Annotated in this window: 13 protein-coding genes and 1 pseudogene; 5 read left to right on the forward strand and 9 right to left on the reverse strand. The window is 66.7% G+C overall.

All coding sequences use genetic code 11. The features are described 5' to 3' along the window. Nucleotides 1-22 precede the first annotated feature (22 nt). Complete coding sequence (locus R4I43_RS26655; protein WP_324268460.1) at nucleotides 23-994, forward strand: PDR/VanB family oxidoreductase; 972 nt, start codon at nucleotides 23-25, stop codon at nucleotides 992-994. Nucleotides 995-1,048: 54 nt separating this feature from the next. On the opposite strand, the gene R4I43_RS26660 is transcribed toward R4I43_RS26655, so the two are convergent. The 8 genes from R4I43_RS26660 to R4I43_RS26695 form a co-directional block, all read right to left on the reverse strand. After that, a complete protein-coding gene (locus R4I43_RS26660; protein WP_324268461.1) occupies nucleotides 1,049-2,752 on the reverse strand; it encodes a fatty acyl-AMP ligase in 1,704 nt (567 codons plus the stop codon). 10 nt (nucleotides 2,753-2,762) lie between these two features. Continuing rightward, nucleotides 2,763-3,992, reverse strand: coding sequence for a cytochrome P450 (locus R4I43_RS26665; protein WP_324268462.1), 1,230 nt, complete (start codon nucleotides 3,990-3,992; stop codon nucleotides 2,763-2,765). Beyond that, nucleotides 3,989-4,882 (reverse strand): cyclopropane-fatty-acyl-phospholipid synthase family protein, encoded by an 894-nt coding sequence (locus R4I43_RS26670; RefSeq protein WP_324268463.1) that lies wholly within the window; start codon nucleotides 4,880-4,882, stop codon nucleotides 3,989-3,991. Before R4I43_RS26670 ends, R4I43_RS26665 begins: the two co-directional genes overlap by 4 nt. Then, complete coding sequence (locus tag R4I43_RS26675) at nucleotides 4,879-5,133, reverse strand: acyl carrier protein (RefSeq protein WP_324268464.1); 255 nt, start codon at nucleotides 5,131-5,133, stop codon at nucleotides 4,879-4,881. Before R4I43_RS26675 ends, R4I43_RS26670 begins: the two co-directional genes overlap by 4 nt. A gap of 16 nt (nucleotides 5,134-5,149) precedes the next feature. After that, on the reverse strand, nucleotides 5,150-6,145 hold the full coding sequence (locus R4I43_RS26680; RefSeq protein ID WP_324268465.1) for an acyl-CoA desaturase: 996 nt from the start codon (nucleotides 6,143-6,145) through the stop codon (nucleotides 5,150-5,152). A 114-nt stretch (nucleotides 6,146-6,259) separates the two neighbouring features. Further along, complete coding sequence (locus R4I43_RS26685) at nucleotides 6,260-6,694, reverse strand: PaaI family thioesterase (RefSeq protein WP_324268473.1); 435 nt, start codon at nucleotides 6,692-6,694, stop codon at nucleotides 6,260-6,262. 588 nt (nucleotides 6,695-7,282) lie between these two features. Next, nucleotides 7,283-8,485: a site-2 protease family protein gene (locus R4I43_RS26690; RefSeq protein WP_324268466.1), complete on the reverse strand. Its 1,203-nt coding sequence runs from the start codon at nucleotides 8,483-8,485 to the stop codon at nucleotides 7,283-7,285. 404 nt (nucleotides 8,486-8,889) lie between these two features. Then, complete coding sequence (locus R4I43_RS26695) at nucleotides 8,890-9,849, reverse strand: alpha/beta fold hydrolase (RefSeq protein ID WP_324268467.1); 960 nt, start codon at nucleotides 9,847-9,849, stop codon at nucleotides 8,890-8,892. 119 nt (nucleotides 9,850-9,968) lie between these two features. On the opposite strand from R4I43_RS26695, the gene R4I43_RS26700 reads away from it, so the two are divergent. Next, a complete protein-coding gene (locus R4I43_RS26700) occupies nucleotides 9,969-10,775 on the forward strand; it encodes an SDR family NAD(P)-dependent oxidoreductase (RefSeq protein ID WP_324268468.1) in 807 nt (268 codons plus the stop codon). A gap of 14 nt (nucleotides 10,776-10,789) precedes the next feature. Here R4I43_RS26700 and R4I43_RS26705 read toward each other — a convergent pair. After that, nucleotides 10,790-11,002 (reverse strand): annotated as a pseudogene (locus R4I43_RS26705) (beta-ketoacyl synthase N-terminal-like domain-containing protein); the annotation flags it as partial. Nucleotides 11,003-12,231: 1,229 nt separating this feature from the next. On the opposite strand from R4I43_RS26705, the gene R4I43_RS26710 reads away from it, so the two are divergent. The 3 genes from R4I43_RS26710 to R4I43_RS26720 form a co-directional block, all read left to right on the forward strand. Then, nucleotides 12,232-13,260, forward strand: a complete 1,029-nt coding sequence (locus tag R4I43_RS26710; RefSeq protein ID WP_324268469.1) for an NAD-dependent epimerase/dehydratase family protein — start codon at nucleotides 12,232-12,234, stop codon at nucleotides 13,258-13,260. Between the two features lie 137 nt (nucleotides 13,261-13,397). After that, nucleotides 13,398-14,372, forward strand: coding sequence for a sugar transferase (locus R4I43_RS26715; RefSeq protein ID WP_324268470.1), 975 nt, complete (start codon nucleotides 13,398-13,400; stop codon nucleotides 14,370-14,372). A 73-nt stretch (nucleotides 14,373-14,445) separates the two neighbouring features. Then, the coding region (locus R4I43_RS26720) for a lipopolysaccharide biosynthesis protein (RefSeq protein WP_324268471.1) at nucleotides 14,446-16,271 on the forward strand (1,826 nt) is incomplete at its 3' end.

A 16,271-nucleotide genomic window follows, 5' to 3' on the forward strand; every position in this document is an offset into this window, starting at 1 on the left:
GACCACACTTGGAGGACGCACCGTGCCCGACGATCAGCCGACCCCTTCACCTCGGACCGTGCGGCTGCGCGTGGCCGCGACCGAGATCGAGGCCGACGACACCAGGTCGTTCGTGCTCGTACCGGAATCCGGCGCCGACTTGCCGGAATGGACCCCTGGCGCGCACATCGACGTGCACCTGCCGGGCGGGATGATCCGGCAGTACTCGTTGTGCGGCGACCCCGCCGACCGCCGGCGGTGGCGGATCGGCGTGCTGCGCGAGCCCACCGGACGCGGCGGTTCCACCTACCTGCACGAGCAGGTCCGCGCCGGAACCGTCCTAGAAGCCTCTACACCACGCAACAACTTCCCGTTGCGGCCGGCCGAGCACTACGTCTTCGTAGCGGGCGGGATCGGGATCACCCCGCTGCTGCCGATGATCCGCAGAGCCGAGGCCGCCGGTCCCCCCTGGACCTTGCACTACGGTGGGCGGAACCTCGCGAGGATGGCTTTTCGCGGCGAACTCGAGTCCTACGGCGATGAGGTCATCTTGTACCCGGAGGACCAGACGGGTCTGCTGCCGCTCGAGGACATCGTGCGCTCGGCAGGGGAGGACGGGCTGGTCTACTGCTGCGGTCCTGAACCGCTGCTCGCGGCGGTCGAGAACGCCTGGCGGGGCAGGCCTTCCGAGCGGCTGCGCATCGAGCGCTTCCACCCCCGCGAGGTGGTCGCCGACCCCGCCGCCGACGGCGCCTTCGACGTGCGGATCCACAGCACCGGCCGCAGCGTCCGGGTCGCTGGCGGGCAGTCCATCCTGGATGTCCTCGCCAAGGCTGGTCTCGAGGTCCCGTCTTCTTGCCGTGAAGGCACCTGCGCCACGTGCGAGACGGGCGTGATCGAAGGCTCGGTCGACCACCGCGACTCCATCCTTTCCGAGGAGGAGAAGGAGACGGGCAAGACCATGATGATCTGCGTGTCCCGAGCCCGTTCTGCGGAACTCACGCTGGACCTGTGACCGCGCAGCGATGAAGCCCGGTCCGCACCGCGCGGACCGGGCTTCACCGCGTGCTCAGGCCAGCGCGGCGCTGGGCTGCCAGGCCTCGAAACCCGACTCCAGGTAGCGCTCCTTCGCAGCACCGCGCATGATCTTGCCGCTGGTGGTCTTGCTCAACTGGCCAGGAGCGGCCAACACCACGTCACCGGGCGAGAGCTCGTGCTCCTGCACGATCGCCCGCCTGATCGAGGCCAGCACCTCGGCCACGTCGACGTCGGTAGCGTCGCGCTTGAGCTCCTGAACGACCACCAGCTTCTCGCCCCCGGGCCCGTCGATGGCGAAGGCGGCGCAGCTCGTGGGTTGCAACGCCGGATGCGCCGACTGCGCCGTGTGCTCGATGTCCTGCGGGTAGTGGTTCCGGCCCCGGATGATGATCACGTCCTTCAACCGGCACACGACGTACAGCTCATCATCGATGACCACGCCGAGGTCACCGGTGCGCAGGTACACGCGCTCGTCCACGCCTTCGCAGCGGGCGCGCAGCGTCTGCTCGGTGAGCTCGGGGCGTTCCCAGTACCCGGTGGCCACGTGGTTCCCGGAGATCCAGATCTCGCCGATCTCGTCCGCACTGCACGGGTGGCGTGTCTCGGGATCGACGATTCTGACGTCCCCGGTTGTCGGCAGCAGACCAGAACCGACCAGGGTCCGGCCCTGTCCCGGAACCGCTGCGACGAATCTCCTCCGGCCCAGTGCGTCGACATCGGCCTCGACCGTGCGCGGTCCCCGGCCCTTGCGGCTGCCGGTGGACAGCAGTGTCGCCTCCGCCGACCCGTAGCACGGGTACAGCGCTGACGGGCTGAAACCGAACGGCGCGAAGGTCTCGGCGAACCGGCGCAGCGTGTCGTGCCGGAGCGGCTCGGCACCGTTGAAGGCGACCTTCCAGCTGCTCAGATCGAGGTCTGCGCCGACGCCGGCCCGCTCGGCGTGCGCGATGCAGGCGTCGAAGGCGAAGTTGGGGCCGCCGCTGGTGTGCGCGCGGTACTGGGAGATGGCCGACAGCCAGTTCAGCGGCCGGCGGATGAACGCCCCCGGCGCCATCAGCACGCTCGTCACACCGAGGTGGAGCGGTTGGAGCACGTTGCCGATCAAGCCCTGGTCGTGGTGCAGCGGTGTCCAGCCGACGAACGTCGAGTGCTCGTCGTGACCGAAGGCGTGCTGGATCATCTCCTGATTGGCCACGAGGTTGCGGTGCGAGACCATGACGCCCTTCGGCGCGGCGGTCGAGCCCGAGGTGTACTGCAGGAACGCAGTGGAGTCCAGCGATGCGGGTTCGGGGACGAAGCCCGGGTCCTCTGCCAGATCGTCGACCGGAACCCAGTGCGCCGCGCTAGAGACGGCTTCGAGCAGCGGTTTCGCCGCGGCCATCGTGGTGGCGGTCGTGAGCACGGCGGTCGGTCGGCAGTCGGTGATGATGCTGCGGGTGGCCTCCTGCACCCGGTTCGGGCGTGGCGGGCTCACGGGTACCGCGATCACCTGGGCGTAGAGGCAGCCGAAGTAGGCGACGATGAAGTCCAGCCCGGGCGGGAACAGCAGCACGGCCCGGTCACCGGGCCGGCAGAGCTGGCGCAACCGGCTGGCGACGGCGAGCGCTCGCGCGTGCAGGTCGCCGTAGGTGAGCACGGACTGCTCCTGCCCGTGCTCGTCGAGGAACACGTACGCCCTGCGGCCGGCATCGGCCGCGGAACGACGCTGCAGAGTATCGGGAAGTGCGTGCGGCATTGTCGTCTCCTCAACGCACCGTGAGCGGAAGTCGTGTCAGACCGCGCACGATGAAGCTCTGGTCCTGCCACTCCCAGTTGTCGGAGTCGAGTCGCAGCGACTCCGCGTGCCGGTACAGGCGCTCGAACACCACCTCTGCCTGCAACACGGCCAGCAGCCCTCCCAAGCAGCCGTGCATGCCGTGGCCGAAGGCCAGATGCGACTGGGCATCGCGGGTGATGTCGAACTCCTCCGGCCGGTCGCACAGCGCGGGATCGCGGTTGGCGGCACCCAGGCACAGCAACACCTGATCACCCTGCTCGATCAGCTGCCCGCTGACCTCGACGGTGCGCGTAGCCACTCGCTTGGTCTGCTGCAGCGGGCTGTCGTAGCGCAGCATCTCGGCGACCGCTCCTGGGATGAGACCGGGGTCGTCACGGAGCAGAGCGTCCTGCTGCGGGTGCCGGAGCAGGGCCAGCAGTCCGTTGCCGATGAGGGATTTCGTGGTTTCGTTGCCCGCGACGAAGCACATCATGCAGACGAACACGATCTCGGCATCGCTGAGCCTGTCGCCGCCGACGGTTTCCGCCGCCAGCAAACTGCTGACCAGGTCATCGCCTGGCTTGGACCGCCTTTCGGCCACCAGCGAGCCGAGCCGGTCGGCGAATTCCTGGACGACGTGGCAGACGTGGGCGAAGTCCGCGTGACTCATCAGCCCCGGTTCGAGCAGGAACCGGATGTCGTGGGTCCACTGGGCGACCTGCACGCTGAGCTCGTCGGGCAGGTCCAACCAGCGCGACATCACGGTGCTGGGCAGGGGAGCGGCGAGATCGGCGATGGCGTCCATGCCCCCGTCGGCCCACGCGCGCCCGACCAGTTCTTCCGCGATCTCGGTGACCAGCGGGCGCAGCCCCGCCACTGCACCGGCGGTGAACACGCGGTTCACCAGCCCGCGCAACCGCGCGTGGTCCGGGTTGTCGGTGAACACCAGTGATTTCCGTGCGAGGTGCTGGATGGTGGTGATGTCGTCCTGCGCAAGACGACGTGCCTGGCGGTCGATCAGCTCCGGGATCAGCCCGGCGCCGAAGGTGCGGTCGCGCAGCACCTGCCGCACCTCGGCGTGCCCGGTCAGCACCCACATGCCCATGGTCCGGTGCACCGGACGGGCCTCGCGGAGCCGCCGGTACACCGGATAGGGATCGTGTCGGAACTCCGCGCTGAACGGGTTGAACCGCACCGGCGCGGGTGTCTGCGAGGTCATCGCGCTCCGCTTCCGAACAGGCTCGCGGGGTAGGGGCGCAGCACGAGACGCAGCAGACCTATCTTGCCCATCCTGAATCCCATCGCGGATTGCTTGAGGTAGCGCTCGTAGCGGGCGGTGATCTCGGGCCCGACGAGGCTCGCGGCCTCCTCCCGGTGCTGCCGGAGCCGGTGCGCCCACTGCTCACAGGTCCAGGCGTAGTCGAGTCGGCCGTTGACGACCGACTGCACCTCGAAAATGCCGTCGGCGGCAGCGGCGATCTCGGTCAGCGTCGGCAGATCGGCGTCCGGGAAGATCGATTCCTGGATGAAGGTGCTGGCTTGTTCGCGGGACATGTTGGCGTAGGCGATGGTCTGCAGCGACAGCGTTCCGGTGTCGTTGAGCCAGGCGCGGCACCGGGTGAAGAAATCCCGGTACTGCGCGATCTTCTCATCGGGGGATTCGTCGGGCCTGGCGAAGTGCTCGAACGCACCGATGGAGATGATCCCGTCGAACCGAGAGGCCGGCTCGTAGCGGGTCCAGTTCTCGGTACGAACGTCCACACCAGACAGCCCCATGCCGTGGATGTGGTCGGCCTGCTCGTCGCTGAGGGTGAGACCGACGGCTTCGCGCACGCCGCGCTCGGCGCACATGCGCAGCGTCGAGCCCCAGCCGCACCCGATGTCCAGGACGCGATCGGCCTCGTCCGCCCCGATCGCGTCCAGGTGGTATCGCAGCTTGTGCTGCTGGGCGGATTCGAGGGTGTCCTGCGGGGTTCGGCGCAGCGCGCACGAATAGGTCAGCGATTCGTCCAGCCACAGGCGGTAGAAGTCGTTGCCGACGTCGTAGTGGTGGCGGATCGCGGCGGAGGCCTCGGCGTCGCGGATGCTTCCGGTTGAGGTCATGGTCATGCCACGGGGTTCTGCGCGTGCGCCCGCACGTAGGTGGCGACGGCGTTGATGGTGGGGTTGTCGAAGAGCTCCTCGGGCGGCAGGTCCACGCCGTAGTTCTGCTCGATCTCGATGAGCAGGGACACGGCCAGCGCGGAATCGAGTCCGAGCGTGTCGAAGTCGGCGTCGGGATCGATCTCCGCACCGGGTACGTCGAGCAGCTGCGCGAGGTACTGCCGGCACCACTCGACGATGGAATCGTGGTCAAGCATGGGGTTTCTCGCTTCCTCACGCCGCGGCGGCGGTGCGCTCGATCTTGGTGTGGATCCGCTTGGCTTCTCGGCGTTCGCTGGTGGGGACTTTCAGATCCCAGGCCAGGCCGGTGATCTTGAGTAGTTTGACCAGCCAGTAGCCGGGGTCGAGCCGGTACCAGTCGAGTCCGAAGGAGGGCGACTCCGGGAAGGCGTGGTGGTTGTTGTGCCAGGCCTCACCGAAGGTGAGCAGAGCGAAGATGCCGCCGTTGCCGCTCTCTTCCCGGGATCGGTACGGACGGGTGCCGAACATGTGCAGGAAGGAGTTGATGGCCCACACGATGTGCTCCAGCACGAAGATTCGCACGAGCCCGCCCCACAGCAGGCAGCTCACGGCACCGGTCCAGCTCTGGTAGACGAGGCCGCCGATGACCGCGGGGATCACCAGGCCCAGCACGATCCAGTAGTAGTAGAAGCGCGCGACCCGCACCAGGGAACGGTTTTTGAGCAGATCGGGCGCGTAGTGCACGACGTTCGGGTATTCGTGGCGGCGCATCCACAGGAAGTGGGAGTGCATCAGTCCGCGCAGGCGTCCTTTCAGACCTCCACCTGCGAGGTTGGGGGAGTGCGGGTCGCCTTCGCGATCGCTGCACTCGTGGTGCCGCCGGTGCAGCGCGACCCAGGACACCATGCCGCCCTGACCCGCCATCGATCCGGCAACCGCGAGTAGGTTCGCGACCCAGGGCTTGGCCTTGAACGACCGGTGGGTGAACAGCCGGTGGTACCCCACGCTGATGCCGAGCCCGGTGACGATCCACATGGCCAGCAGAAGTGCTAGTTCCGGCGCCCCGAACGGATGGACGGCGAGGAAGGCGAACGCGGCGACGGTGCCGAAGATGGGGAGGACGTCGAACAGGAGGAAATGACGGCGCTGCAGCCGGTGCACGTAGGCGTTGCTGATCGTTTTCCTGCGCGGTTCCTGGCTGGAGATACCGGTGTCGTCTTCGGTGGACTTGGCTTCGTTTTCGGCCATCTCAACCTCGAAGGTAGCGGCGAACACGCTTTCGCTGAAAAGCTAGGCGACCGCGGCCGATTTGTCCCAAGTCGGGAGGGATGCCAATCGTGCGATTGCGCAACCGACTGGTGGTCAGGATTTCGCGGGTTTGGTGACGGGTATGATGGTCGCCAGAACGGTGGCGACGTGCTTCTCCTTCTCGCCGGTGACGGCGTGCACGTCACCTGCGGCGATCACCAGGCGGGAGGAGGCCTTCAGGACTCGGCCGCGCCCGATCAGCTTCTCGCCGACTGCCGGTGCGAGCAGGTGAAGCTTGTACTCGGTGGTGACAACGTCGCCGACGATCGACGCCGCCGCCCACGTGCACGCGTTGTCGGCGACGCACCCGACGATCGCCCCGTGCGCGAAACCGTGGTGTTGGGTCAGGTCCTTGCGGATCGACACCTCCAGCTCGGCGACCCCGTCAGAGCACACGGTGATCTCCGTGCCGAGAAATGCGGTGAACGGAGAATTCGGGATGACCTGATCCCGCATCATCTCCAGAGTAGCCACCTGCCGGTCATCCATCGGCTTCACGAAACTCTCCTTCACTGAGCAGCAACATCGCGGCAGATTAGCACTGCGATCAGCGCGCGGAACGCGCGAAATTCAGAATCAATTGGCGATTCGAATTCACGATCGCACGAACATTTGCACCTATCGCGGAAACGTGAGGTTTGATCGACCGGTTCCGCCGAGGTCCGGTCGTCGACGTCATGCGTAGATTGGTTGGCAGCGGAAGGTCGTGGGGGAAGCTTCGGCATAGCCCGAACCCACGTTTGGGGTTCGGGCTATGTGCTTCTTCGTGTGTTTGCCCAGATCACGGCGATCCCTGCGGCGACCAGGAGCAGGCTGCCGCCTACCGTCTCCGTTCGCAGGACCTGCGCCAGGGTGCGGGACTAGCGGCCTGAGGTGCGGGCCGGCAACGTGCGTGGGGAAGTGCGCGCGGTGTTCATGAGATGTCCATCTGATTGGGGGCTTTGTTGACCTCGCCGCCCAGACTTCCCGGTACACCTGTGCAGAAATTCTACGTGAACCACCTCGCCTGCGTCCTTCCGGCACCTGCCGGAGGGCGGTGCGAGGTGAGGACCGGGCCTTGGCCGCGTGCTGACGTTGTCACCGCGGGCCCTGTTGGCCTGGGTACCACCAGTTCGGCGGAGGCTCGGTTGCTTTCGGGCTGGGTGTGACTCCGGGCAGGGCAGTGGGCAGGCCGCGTTCGGCGGCGACGCGGTTGATGTCCGACGGGGCGATGATCCCGAGCACATCGCTGCCGGAAAGGACCAGGATGTGCCCGTCAGTGATCGAGCTGAGCCGGGCCAGCATCCCCGAGAGCGGCTCATCGGTCCGGGCGGTGGGGACCCGTTCCATCGGTGCTGCGACCTCGCGCAGCGTCGTCGTCGAACGCTGGTCTGCGGGCACCGCGTGCAGCCGGCGCAGGCTGACCACGCCTTGGACTGATCCGGCGTGGTCCACGATCGGCACCTGCTGGTGCCGCAGCGGGGCCGCCGATCCGCTGAGCAGCTTTTCCACGGTCGAGTGGCCGGAAGCGGTCTCGACCGGGTGGGACATGACATCGCCCACGAGCGTGCTGGCCAGCGCCGCGGCGATGCGGGCCTGGCGTGTTTCCGCGCCGGCCATGGCCAGCAGGAACAGGCCGAGGAGGGTCGACCACAGTCCCTCAGCCGATTGCCGGGCCAGCTGGACGACGCCGCCGAGCACCAGCAGACCACCCAGCCCGAGCCCGGCGCGCGCCGACCACAGCGCAGCTCGGTACCGGTCACCACGCCACCACCACAGCACCGCCCGCAAAACCCGGCCGCCGTCCAGAGGTGCTGCCGGGAGGACGTTGAACACCGCCAGCACGATGTTCAGCAGCGCCATGTAGCCCAGGACGGCCACGATCAGCACGTGAGCACCGGCGAGGTGCACCAGCCATCCCAGGAGGCCGAACGCGAGGGCCAGCGCACCGCTGGTCATCGGTCCGATCCCTGCGATGCGCAAGTCGGCACCGGGCGTGCGGGCCTCACCGCGCAGGTGCGCGACTCCGCCCAGCAGCCAGAGGGTGATGCCGTCGACGTCCACGGCGTTCCTGCGAGCGACGACCGCGTGCGCGAGTTCGTGCGTCAGGAGAGAGCCCAGCAGGAGAGCGGCGGCGGCCACCCCGGCTAGGGCATAGCTGAACGGTGAGTGCCCGGGGAAGGCCGTGGGGAGTTGCACGTAGGCGAGCCCGACCGCGACCAGCGCGACGATGCCCGCCACGCTCCAGTGCAGTCCTACCCGCACCCCGGCGATTCGCCCCAAGGGGATTGTTGCGTTCATGGCTGAGCTCCGAACCACGCTGCCGGCCGGTCTCACTTCCAGTGTGCCCGACTGGGAGCCCGGAATGCTGCGGCGTTACCCGTCGGGGTCCAGCGGGTGCGTTGGCCAGTCGAGGAGCCGTGCACCGAGCACGGTGGCCTCCAGCGTGAAGTGCTGGCTGGCATCAGTAGCCGGTCAACTTGCTGACGCGGTCGAGCCGGTAGACCACCGCGCGAATGCTCAGGTGCAGTGCTCGGGCGGCGCTGGGACCGTACCGTGCGAGAAGTTGGAATCGAGCGTTTCGACCAGCGGTGCAGCAACCGCCGCGGGTGCTCTGGAGTGGCCCGAGGGCTGTGGCGATGAGATCGCTCATGGCGGCCCGGTCCCGGAACAGGACTTCGAAGACTCACTCTTGGGGAAGCGTGTCAGTGCGAAGTCGTTTTCGTCAGGTCTGCGAGGTGCTCGAGGAACACGGTGTTGACGATTTCGGTGCGTTCGAGGTGGACGAGGTGGCCCGCCTCCGGGATGGAGGTGACGGCGCGCAGGTCGTGCACGTTGGCTCGCAGGGTGGCGAGGGGGTCGTGTCCGCTGAAGCCCTCCATGTCGGTGTCGCGTTCGCCGTAGAGGAAATACGTGGGAACGGTGACCACGGCATCGGCGTAGTCGGCGGTGAGTTCCCAGTTCCGGTCGATCGCGCGATACCAGTTCAGCCCGCCGGTGAATCCGGTGCGTTCGAACTCCGCTGCCAGCACGACGAGTTCGCTCTCCGACAGCCAGTTCCACGGCAGTTGCGGTGCGGCGGGCAGCACGTCGAGGTATCCGGTGCCTTCTGCGGGGAAGCTCCAGGTGTCGAGGTAGTGGTAGTCGCCGCTGAGCGCGTAGTAGACCCGGGTGAGGAAGTCGCGGGGGCACGCCGCGAGTTCGGCGTCGGCGACTCCGGGGCGCTGGAAGTAGTCCAGGTGCAAGAAGTGGCGTTGGGCGGCCCTCGCCCACAGCTGGGACGGTCGGCGGGGTGCTCGTGGGACGAACGGGTTGTTGAGCACGATCACCCCTGTGACGCGCTCCGGTGCGCGCAGGGCTAGCTCCCACACCAGGGCGGCCCCGAAGTCCACGCCGACGAATACCGCGTTGTCGGCCTCCAGGTCGTTGAGCAGGCCGAGGAGGTCGCCGATCACCGCGCGGTTGGTGTAGGCGTCGAGATCGGTCGGCGCCGAGGTCTGTCCGTATCCGCGCAGGTCGGGAGCGATGGCGCGGTAGCCGGCCGCCGCGACGGATGCCATCTGCCGGTGCCAGATGTATCCCGTGTGCGGGAACCCGTGGCAGAAGATCACCGGGTGACCTTCTCCCTGTTCAGCCAGGTGCATCCGGACGCCGTTGGTCGTCACGAACCGCTGCGTGCGCTCCACTGTCACCCACCCAATTTCTAGAACATGTTCTATTCATAGAGTACTGTCGTGAAGTCATGAGCGAAATACCTCGGCAACTTCACGGGAAGATCGCGGTCGTGACGGGTGCGAGCCGCGGCGTCGGCAAGGGCATCGCCTTGGAGCTCGGCGCGGCGGGCGCGACCGTGTACGTGACCGGGCGATCGAAGTCCCCGGGCAAGCTTCCCGGGACGGTCGACCAAACCGCGGCCGAGATCGACGCGCTCGGCGGGAAGGGGGTGCCGTTCGTCTGCGATCACCGCGACGACGATGCGGTGCGCGGCCTGTTCGACGTCATCCGTGCCGAGCACGGCCGCCTCGACGTGCTGGTCAACAACGTCTACAACTCCCCGGCCACGGCGCGCTGGATCGGCAAACCGTTCTGGGAAGTTCCAACGGAAGCCTGGGATGAGACCGTCGACGTCGGGCTCCGATCCCACTACGTCGCGAGCGTGTTCGCGGCACCTCTGCTGATCGAGTCGAACGGCCTGGTGGTCAACGTGTCCTCGCCCGGTGCGATCAGGTACATGCACAGCGCGGTGTACGGCGCGGCGAAGACTGCCCTGGACCGCCTCACCACCGACTTCGCCCACGACTTCGCCGACACCGACGTCACCGCGGTCTCGGTGTGGCCCGGCATCGTGGATACAGAGCTGCTGCAACTGATTCCCGCCGATGCCGAAGGGAACCGCGTGGTGGAACTCGCCGGAGAGGGAACTTTCGACCTGGCCGCCGCCGAAACACCCCGCTTCGCCGGCCGCGCGGTGACTGCCCTGGCGACCGACCCGGACCGGCGCACCCGCACCGGGTCCGCCTGGCGCGTGGCCGACCTCGCCGAGGCCTACGGATTCACCGACATCGACGGTCGCATCCCACACGCGGACTGAACCGGCGGGGTTTCGTCGTGTGACAGGACTCCGCCTAACACGTGCAGGTAGGGATTGGGCGTGCTTTGGGAAAGGACCATGGCGACCGATCCTTCGCCCATGATGAAGCCCTGGCTGCCCTCCTGGAACGGGCGGCAGGCCTGCAAAGGTTCTGTGTCGGTGATGGCGACGCCCAGCTCGGCGAAGTGCCCCAGGTTCTCCGGAGTGACGGAGAGATCGGTAGCTACGCCCTGATCCTGACCGCAGCCTTCGGCGTCGCTGGGAGCATCATCCTTTGCCCGCTGGGCGCCTGGGCGATGCTGGCACTTCGCGGTCTGCGCACGCACCGCCGCGCCGGTCGACCGATCACCAAAGCCGCGCTCCGCGACGCGGCGTTACTGCGCCTGCTGCCCCGTAGGGGTGGTGATCACGCCCATTGTGGGGTTGCTTGGAGGTGCGATGATCGCGCGTGTCTGGCTTCGATCTCGACTATGGCGCCGTCCTGCGCAGCGGGTCTGGTGCCTCGCCCTTCGGGCTCGAAGAAGGGTGGCGTTCTGTAGATCATCTTCGTCTTTTATCTTTGCGCGGAACCGTGCGCTGCGTTGTTCTACGCTTGACTCTCTCGAACGGCGGCATCTGCCGCCGTTCGAGAGGAACCGAGCAATGGCTCCCCCGCTTATGTCAAGTACGAGGAGGGGCAAGCAATCTGCTGGAGGTCGTTCGTGAAGCCTTCAGGTGGCTGACTGAGGGATCGACCGGTGGCTGTGGACGGCCGCTCGTTCGACTACCTGCCGGACCGGGTTATCCCAGTTGACGAACTCCGAGACTTGCTGCCGGACCAGCGCTGCTCCCGGCGGGTGTGGGATCAGGCGTGGGCGCATGTGATCAGCCGTGCCCGCAACGAGGGCGGCACGTGGACGATCATCACGGTTGGGTTGGTGCTGATGCTGACCCCCTTGGCCGCGCGGTTGACATCCACGCGGAGGTCCTGCGTGGGTTCCTCGACGCACTGCAGACGGTCGATCTCGTCGAGGGACAGATCACGGTCCGGCTGCGGTGGGGCCGCTTACTGTGCCGGGAACCGGGCGCTGGTGGACGGGATGGACGGGGCGACCCCGTAGCGGCCGGAGTTCCACTCCAGCGAACCCAAGCCGCTGTCCGGGCATCCAGACTTGGTCCTGGCGCGTGCGGTCGGGGCCGGGGGCCTGACCCGGACCGAGGCCGAAGAGATCGGCGCGACCCGGCTGGAAGGCATCGAGCTGGCCGACTGGCCCCGCTTGCGAGGCCATGCCTACAAGACCGGTTCGCGCCACACCCTCCGGGGGCCTGCCCTTCGTCACCACCCCGAACAGATCACTGTCTAGAAGCTCACCGAACAGCAGCTTGCAGCACAGATGGGTGGACATCATCCCGCTTCGTTCACTACATGGTGGTTCGCGCCGGGCAGACGTAGCCGTCCTTGGAAGATCCTCACCCCATGGACACTGTGGTAACCGGTGGTGCCGGATTTATCGGATCGACGCTCGTCGATCGCTTGCTCGGGGACGGTCACCGCGTGCACGTGATAGACAATTTCAGCAGTGGCTGCAGACAGAATCTTGCCGCAGCCGAAAGCTCAGATTTCTGCACCGTGTACGAGCTCGACATCAACGGCCCTGAGCTGGCCAGTGTGATGGATGCCGCTCGCCCGGAGATCGTGTTTCATCTCGCAGCCCGGGTCGGCGTGCACACGAGTGTGCGTGATCCGCTCGCTGACGCGGCGGTCAACGTGCTCGGCACGATCAACGTAGCGGAAGCCGCGAGCAAAGCTGGGGTGCGCAAGGTCGTCTTCGCCTCCTCTGGAGGCGCGATCTACGGCAACGCAGATGCTTTGCCGGTGGCCGAGAACGCACCGAGCCAGCCGACTTCTCCGTATGGCGCGGGCAAAGCGGCCGCCGAGGTGTACCTGAACACCTATAGCCAGATGCACGGTCTGGACTGCTCGCACGTCGCCTTGTCCAACACGTACGGACCGCGGCAGGACCATCGCGGAGAAGCGGGTGTGGTTGCCGTGTTCGCCAATGCGCTGCTTGCTGGGAAGCCCACTCGGCTGTTCGGGGACGGCAGGAATACGCGTGACTACGTGTACGTCGACGATGTCGTCGACGCGCTCGTGCGAACTGCGATCAGAGGCCGTGCGGGCGCTCGATACAACATCGGTACCGGCAAGCAGACAACTGACCGGGAGCTGCACGCGATCGTCGCCGAGGCGGCTGGCGCGCTCGACGCACCCGAGTTCGTCCCGGCACGGCTCGGCGATGTCAGAACTTCAGCGCTCGACGCCATTGCGGCACACCGGGATCTGGGCTGGACACCCCGCATGTGCCTCGCCGAAGGCATTCGACGAACCATCGCACATATTTCGCAGCAGGCTGTCATGAGCAGCGTTCCTATTCCAGCCCAGGGGCAGGACGATCAGGCGCTAGTCAAGTCGACTAGAAGATTGTCACTAAAGGCGCCCGGTTAGAGACAAGGCGTGGTGCAGGTGGGTGCGCTTGTCACGTTTCCAATTCTGGAGGGAAGTCGGGTGCCTCCGAATATTGACCGTGACACGCATCGAGGTTGCGGCGGGCCGTGAATTTGGCCTTCGGAGGGGGAGACCAGATGACAGCGGAAACGGCCGAAGCGGTAATGGTCAGCGACGGCCTTCGGGGTGTTCATGCCGCCAAGAGCTCGGGTAGCGGCCGGTTCCCGGTCGTAGTCGTCGAGGACGAGGGCACTGGTTCACGTGGTGAACGCTTGGACGAGGAACTCCAGGTGATCGCTCGTCTGCCTGTCCAGGAAGACTGGTCCGGCCTGCATGTCGTGCTCGCTTTGGGACGACCGAAGCTGGTGTTGGTCAAGGCGCGGCTGGACCGTCTCGATTACCGCCTTCTGAGCCTGTGCGCAAGCCATCGTGTTGACGTCCTAGCGTTGGCTGAACCGGGCTACGGGCTGCTCGGTTCGGGGCGGCTGCGGAGGTTGGGTGGCTTGCCCTGGCTGCGGCTGCGGTGGCCACAGAAACGCGCTGGCATGCGGGTCAAACGGGCCGTTGATATTCTGCTGGTCCTGTTCGCCGCGCCGGTACTGCTCCCGTTGTTGGTGGTGCTGTGTGCGGTCGTCTGCTGGGACGGTCCCCCGCTATACGTACAGGAACGTGTGGGGCAGCGGGGGAGGCCTTTTCGGTTGATCAAGATCCGCACGATGCGGGTGGGCATCGAGCGGATCACCGGCCCCACATTGACCAGTTCAGGTGGCTCGGGTGTCACGGCGATCGGTCGCGTGCTACGCCGGTACCGGCTCGACGAGCTCCCGCAGTTGTGGAACGTGCTGCGAGGTGAGATGAGCTTGGTGGGGCCACGCCCGGAACGGCCGGAGTTCGTGCAGGACTTCGTGCGCAGACTTCCGATGTACGACCTGCGTCATGGCGTTCGTCCCGGCATTACCGGGATCGCCCAGCTCACCAACGGTTACGAGGCCACTGTGGACGACAAGCTGCGCTGCGATCTGCTCTATGTCAGCAGTTTGTCATTGCCCCTGGACCTCAAGTTGCTCGCGCTGACTGTCATCGACCTGCTGCGAGGGTTTCCTCGTGGCTAGTGCGACAGCGCGTCCGTTCGGTCGTGTGGCCCGCAACAGCGCCTTCTTGTTCGCGGCGAGTGCCGTCACAGCGGTGGCGAGTCTGGTGTCTGTGCCGGTGCTCTACGACCAGCTTGGCGAGCGATCTTACGGTGTGTGGGCGCTGCTGACGGGCTTGGTGGCTGCGGGCGCGCTGGTCGACATGGGGCTGGGCGCCGTTCAGGTCCGCGAGGTCGCCTTGGCGGCCGCTGGTGGTGACCGGAGACATGCTCGGGCCGTACTGGCATTGGGCCTGGTGATTGGCGCTGGTCTCGGTGTGCTGGCCATCGCCATCACTGCCGTCTGTTGGCCTGTACTGGCCAGCATGTTCGACCTGCGATCAGTGGCCGACCAGGCTCGCGGCGCCGTGCTGCTGATGCTGGTGGGTTTCCTCCTGGACAGTATGGCGATGCCGTGGCGGGCCATGCTGGAAGGCAACCAACACTACGGCCCCGTCGGATTGATCGCGGGCGGCACCGGGATCCTGGGCGCTGCGCTGGTCGTGCTCGCAGCGCTTTTCGGCGACGGACTGGAGTGGCTTGGCGCCTCAGTAGCCGTGACCAGCATGGTCCGGGCAGCGCTCCTGGTGACGATCGCTCGTCGACGTGTCCCCGCGCTGACTCCCCGAATCCGCAGTGTCGGGTGGTTCGATCTCACCACGGCAGCAAGCTATGGAATCCGGGTTCAGGCGTCCAACTCAGGCGCTGTCGTCAACAACCAGACGGACCGGCTCGTGCTCGCCGCCTTCTTCGACCTGCACACGGTCGCCGGATTCGACCTTGGTAGCCGGTTGGTGAACCCCCTGCGCATGCTGCCCTCGTTCGTGCTCACCGCCCTGTTCCCTGTTGCGACGACCATGGCCGGCGATGGAGCGAGACAGCGGTTGGATCGGCTCTACCTTGTGCTGACCGGGTATCTGGCTGCTTTCGGCGGTATCGGCGCTGCGGCGCTGGTGGTCTCCGCCGATCCCCTGGTCAGGCTCTGGCTTGGCCAGCCAGTGCCGGCAGCCGCCACCACCATAATGGTTCTCGCGCCCGGACTCGCCGTCACGATGGCTGCCAGTGCGGCCGCCATCGTGACGAGAGCAGAAGGATATCCCGGCCGCGAGACACGGTGCACAGTGCTGGCGGCCCTGCTCAACGTCGCACTCACGCTTCCACTGATGCTCGTGGTGGGACCACACGGGGTTCCCCTGGCGACAACCCTGGCTCTGTCGTTGATCACGGCGTATTTCTTCGTGTACTTCCATCGGAGTTCCGGGCGACCGCTCGCTCCGCTGCTGCGAGTGCTGTGGCCGCCTGCCCTCGCCGCCATCGTGGCAGGGGTCTTCACGTGGCTGCTCCAGCCTGCGCTGCCGGACGGGCCGGGGCGTGTTGCTGCGGGGCTGGCCGTGCTGTGCCGGGGTGGCCTGACGTTCGTCGTCGCCGCGATCGTGCTGGCCGCGCTCGGGTTCTTCGACATGTCAAGCCGGAACTGGTTGCGCTTGGGGACCGCCAGACCGGCTTCCGGTGTCCGCACCGCCGATGTCCAGGAGGAGGCGCAATTGCGCAACCACTGCGAAGGTATTCGATGCCTGCTCTGCAAGCAGATGTCGGGCAATGAGCCAGTACTCGAGGGCATACTGCGCCGCTGCCTCTCTTGCGGGTTCGTCTGGACAACCGAGAACTGCGACGATGCCTCGGCCACCGACATCTACAACGACAGCTACTTCCGGGAGGGCGGTTACCGCAACTATTTCGGCGAAGACGCTCAGCGGCGTTATGAGGCGGGGCGTCGGTTGCGGTGGTTGCTGTCGGCGACACGTCCGCGGTCGATTGTGGAGGCTGGATCAGCGGGTGGGTTCTTTCTGGAGCAGGCCCGGCGCGCTGGCATCCAGGTTGA

The organism is Saccharopolyspora mangrovi, from assembly GCF_035320975.1.
GTDB lineage: Bacteria > Actinomycetota > Actinomycetes > Mycobacteriales > Pseudonocardiaceae > Saccharopolyspora > Saccharopolyspora mangrovi.

Coding starts and splice junctions, on each gene's coding strand:
- R4I43_RS26660 (WP_324268461.1), bottom strand. CDS start 2,752: ATGCCGCACGCACTTCCCGATACTCTGCAGCGTCGTTCCGCGGCCGAT.
- R4I43_RS26665 (WP_324268462.1), bottom strand. CDS start 3,992: ATGACCTCGCAGACACCCGCGCCGGTGCGGTTCAACCCGTTCAGCGCG.
- R4I43_RS26670 (WP_324268463.1), bottom strand. CDS start 4,882: ATGACCATGACCTCAACCGGAAGCATCCGCGACGCCGAGGCCTCCGCC.
- R4I43_RS26675 (WP_324268464.1), bottom strand. CDS start 5,133: ATGCTTGACCACGATTCCATCGTCGAGTGGTGCCGGCAGTACCTCGCG.
- R4I43_RS26680 (WP_324268465.1), bottom strand. CDS start 6,145: ATGGCCGAAAACGAAGCCAAGTCCACCGAAGACGACACCGGTATCTCC.
- R4I43_RS26685 (WP_324268473.1), bottom strand. CDS start 6,694: ATGGATGACCGGCAGGTGGCTACTCTGGAGATGATGCGGGATCAGGTC.
- R4I43_RS26690 (WP_324268466.1), bottom strand. CDS start 8,485: ATGAACGCAACAATCCCCTTGGGGCGAATCGCCGGGGTGCGGGTAGGA.
- R4I43_RS26710 (WP_324268469.1), top strand. CDS start 12,232: ATGGACACTGTGGTAACCGGTGGTGCCGGATTTATCGGATCGACGCTC.
- R4I43_RS26715 (WP_324268470.1), top strand. CDS start 13,398: ATGACAGCGGAAACGGCCGAAGCGGTAATGGTCAGCGACGGCCTTCGG.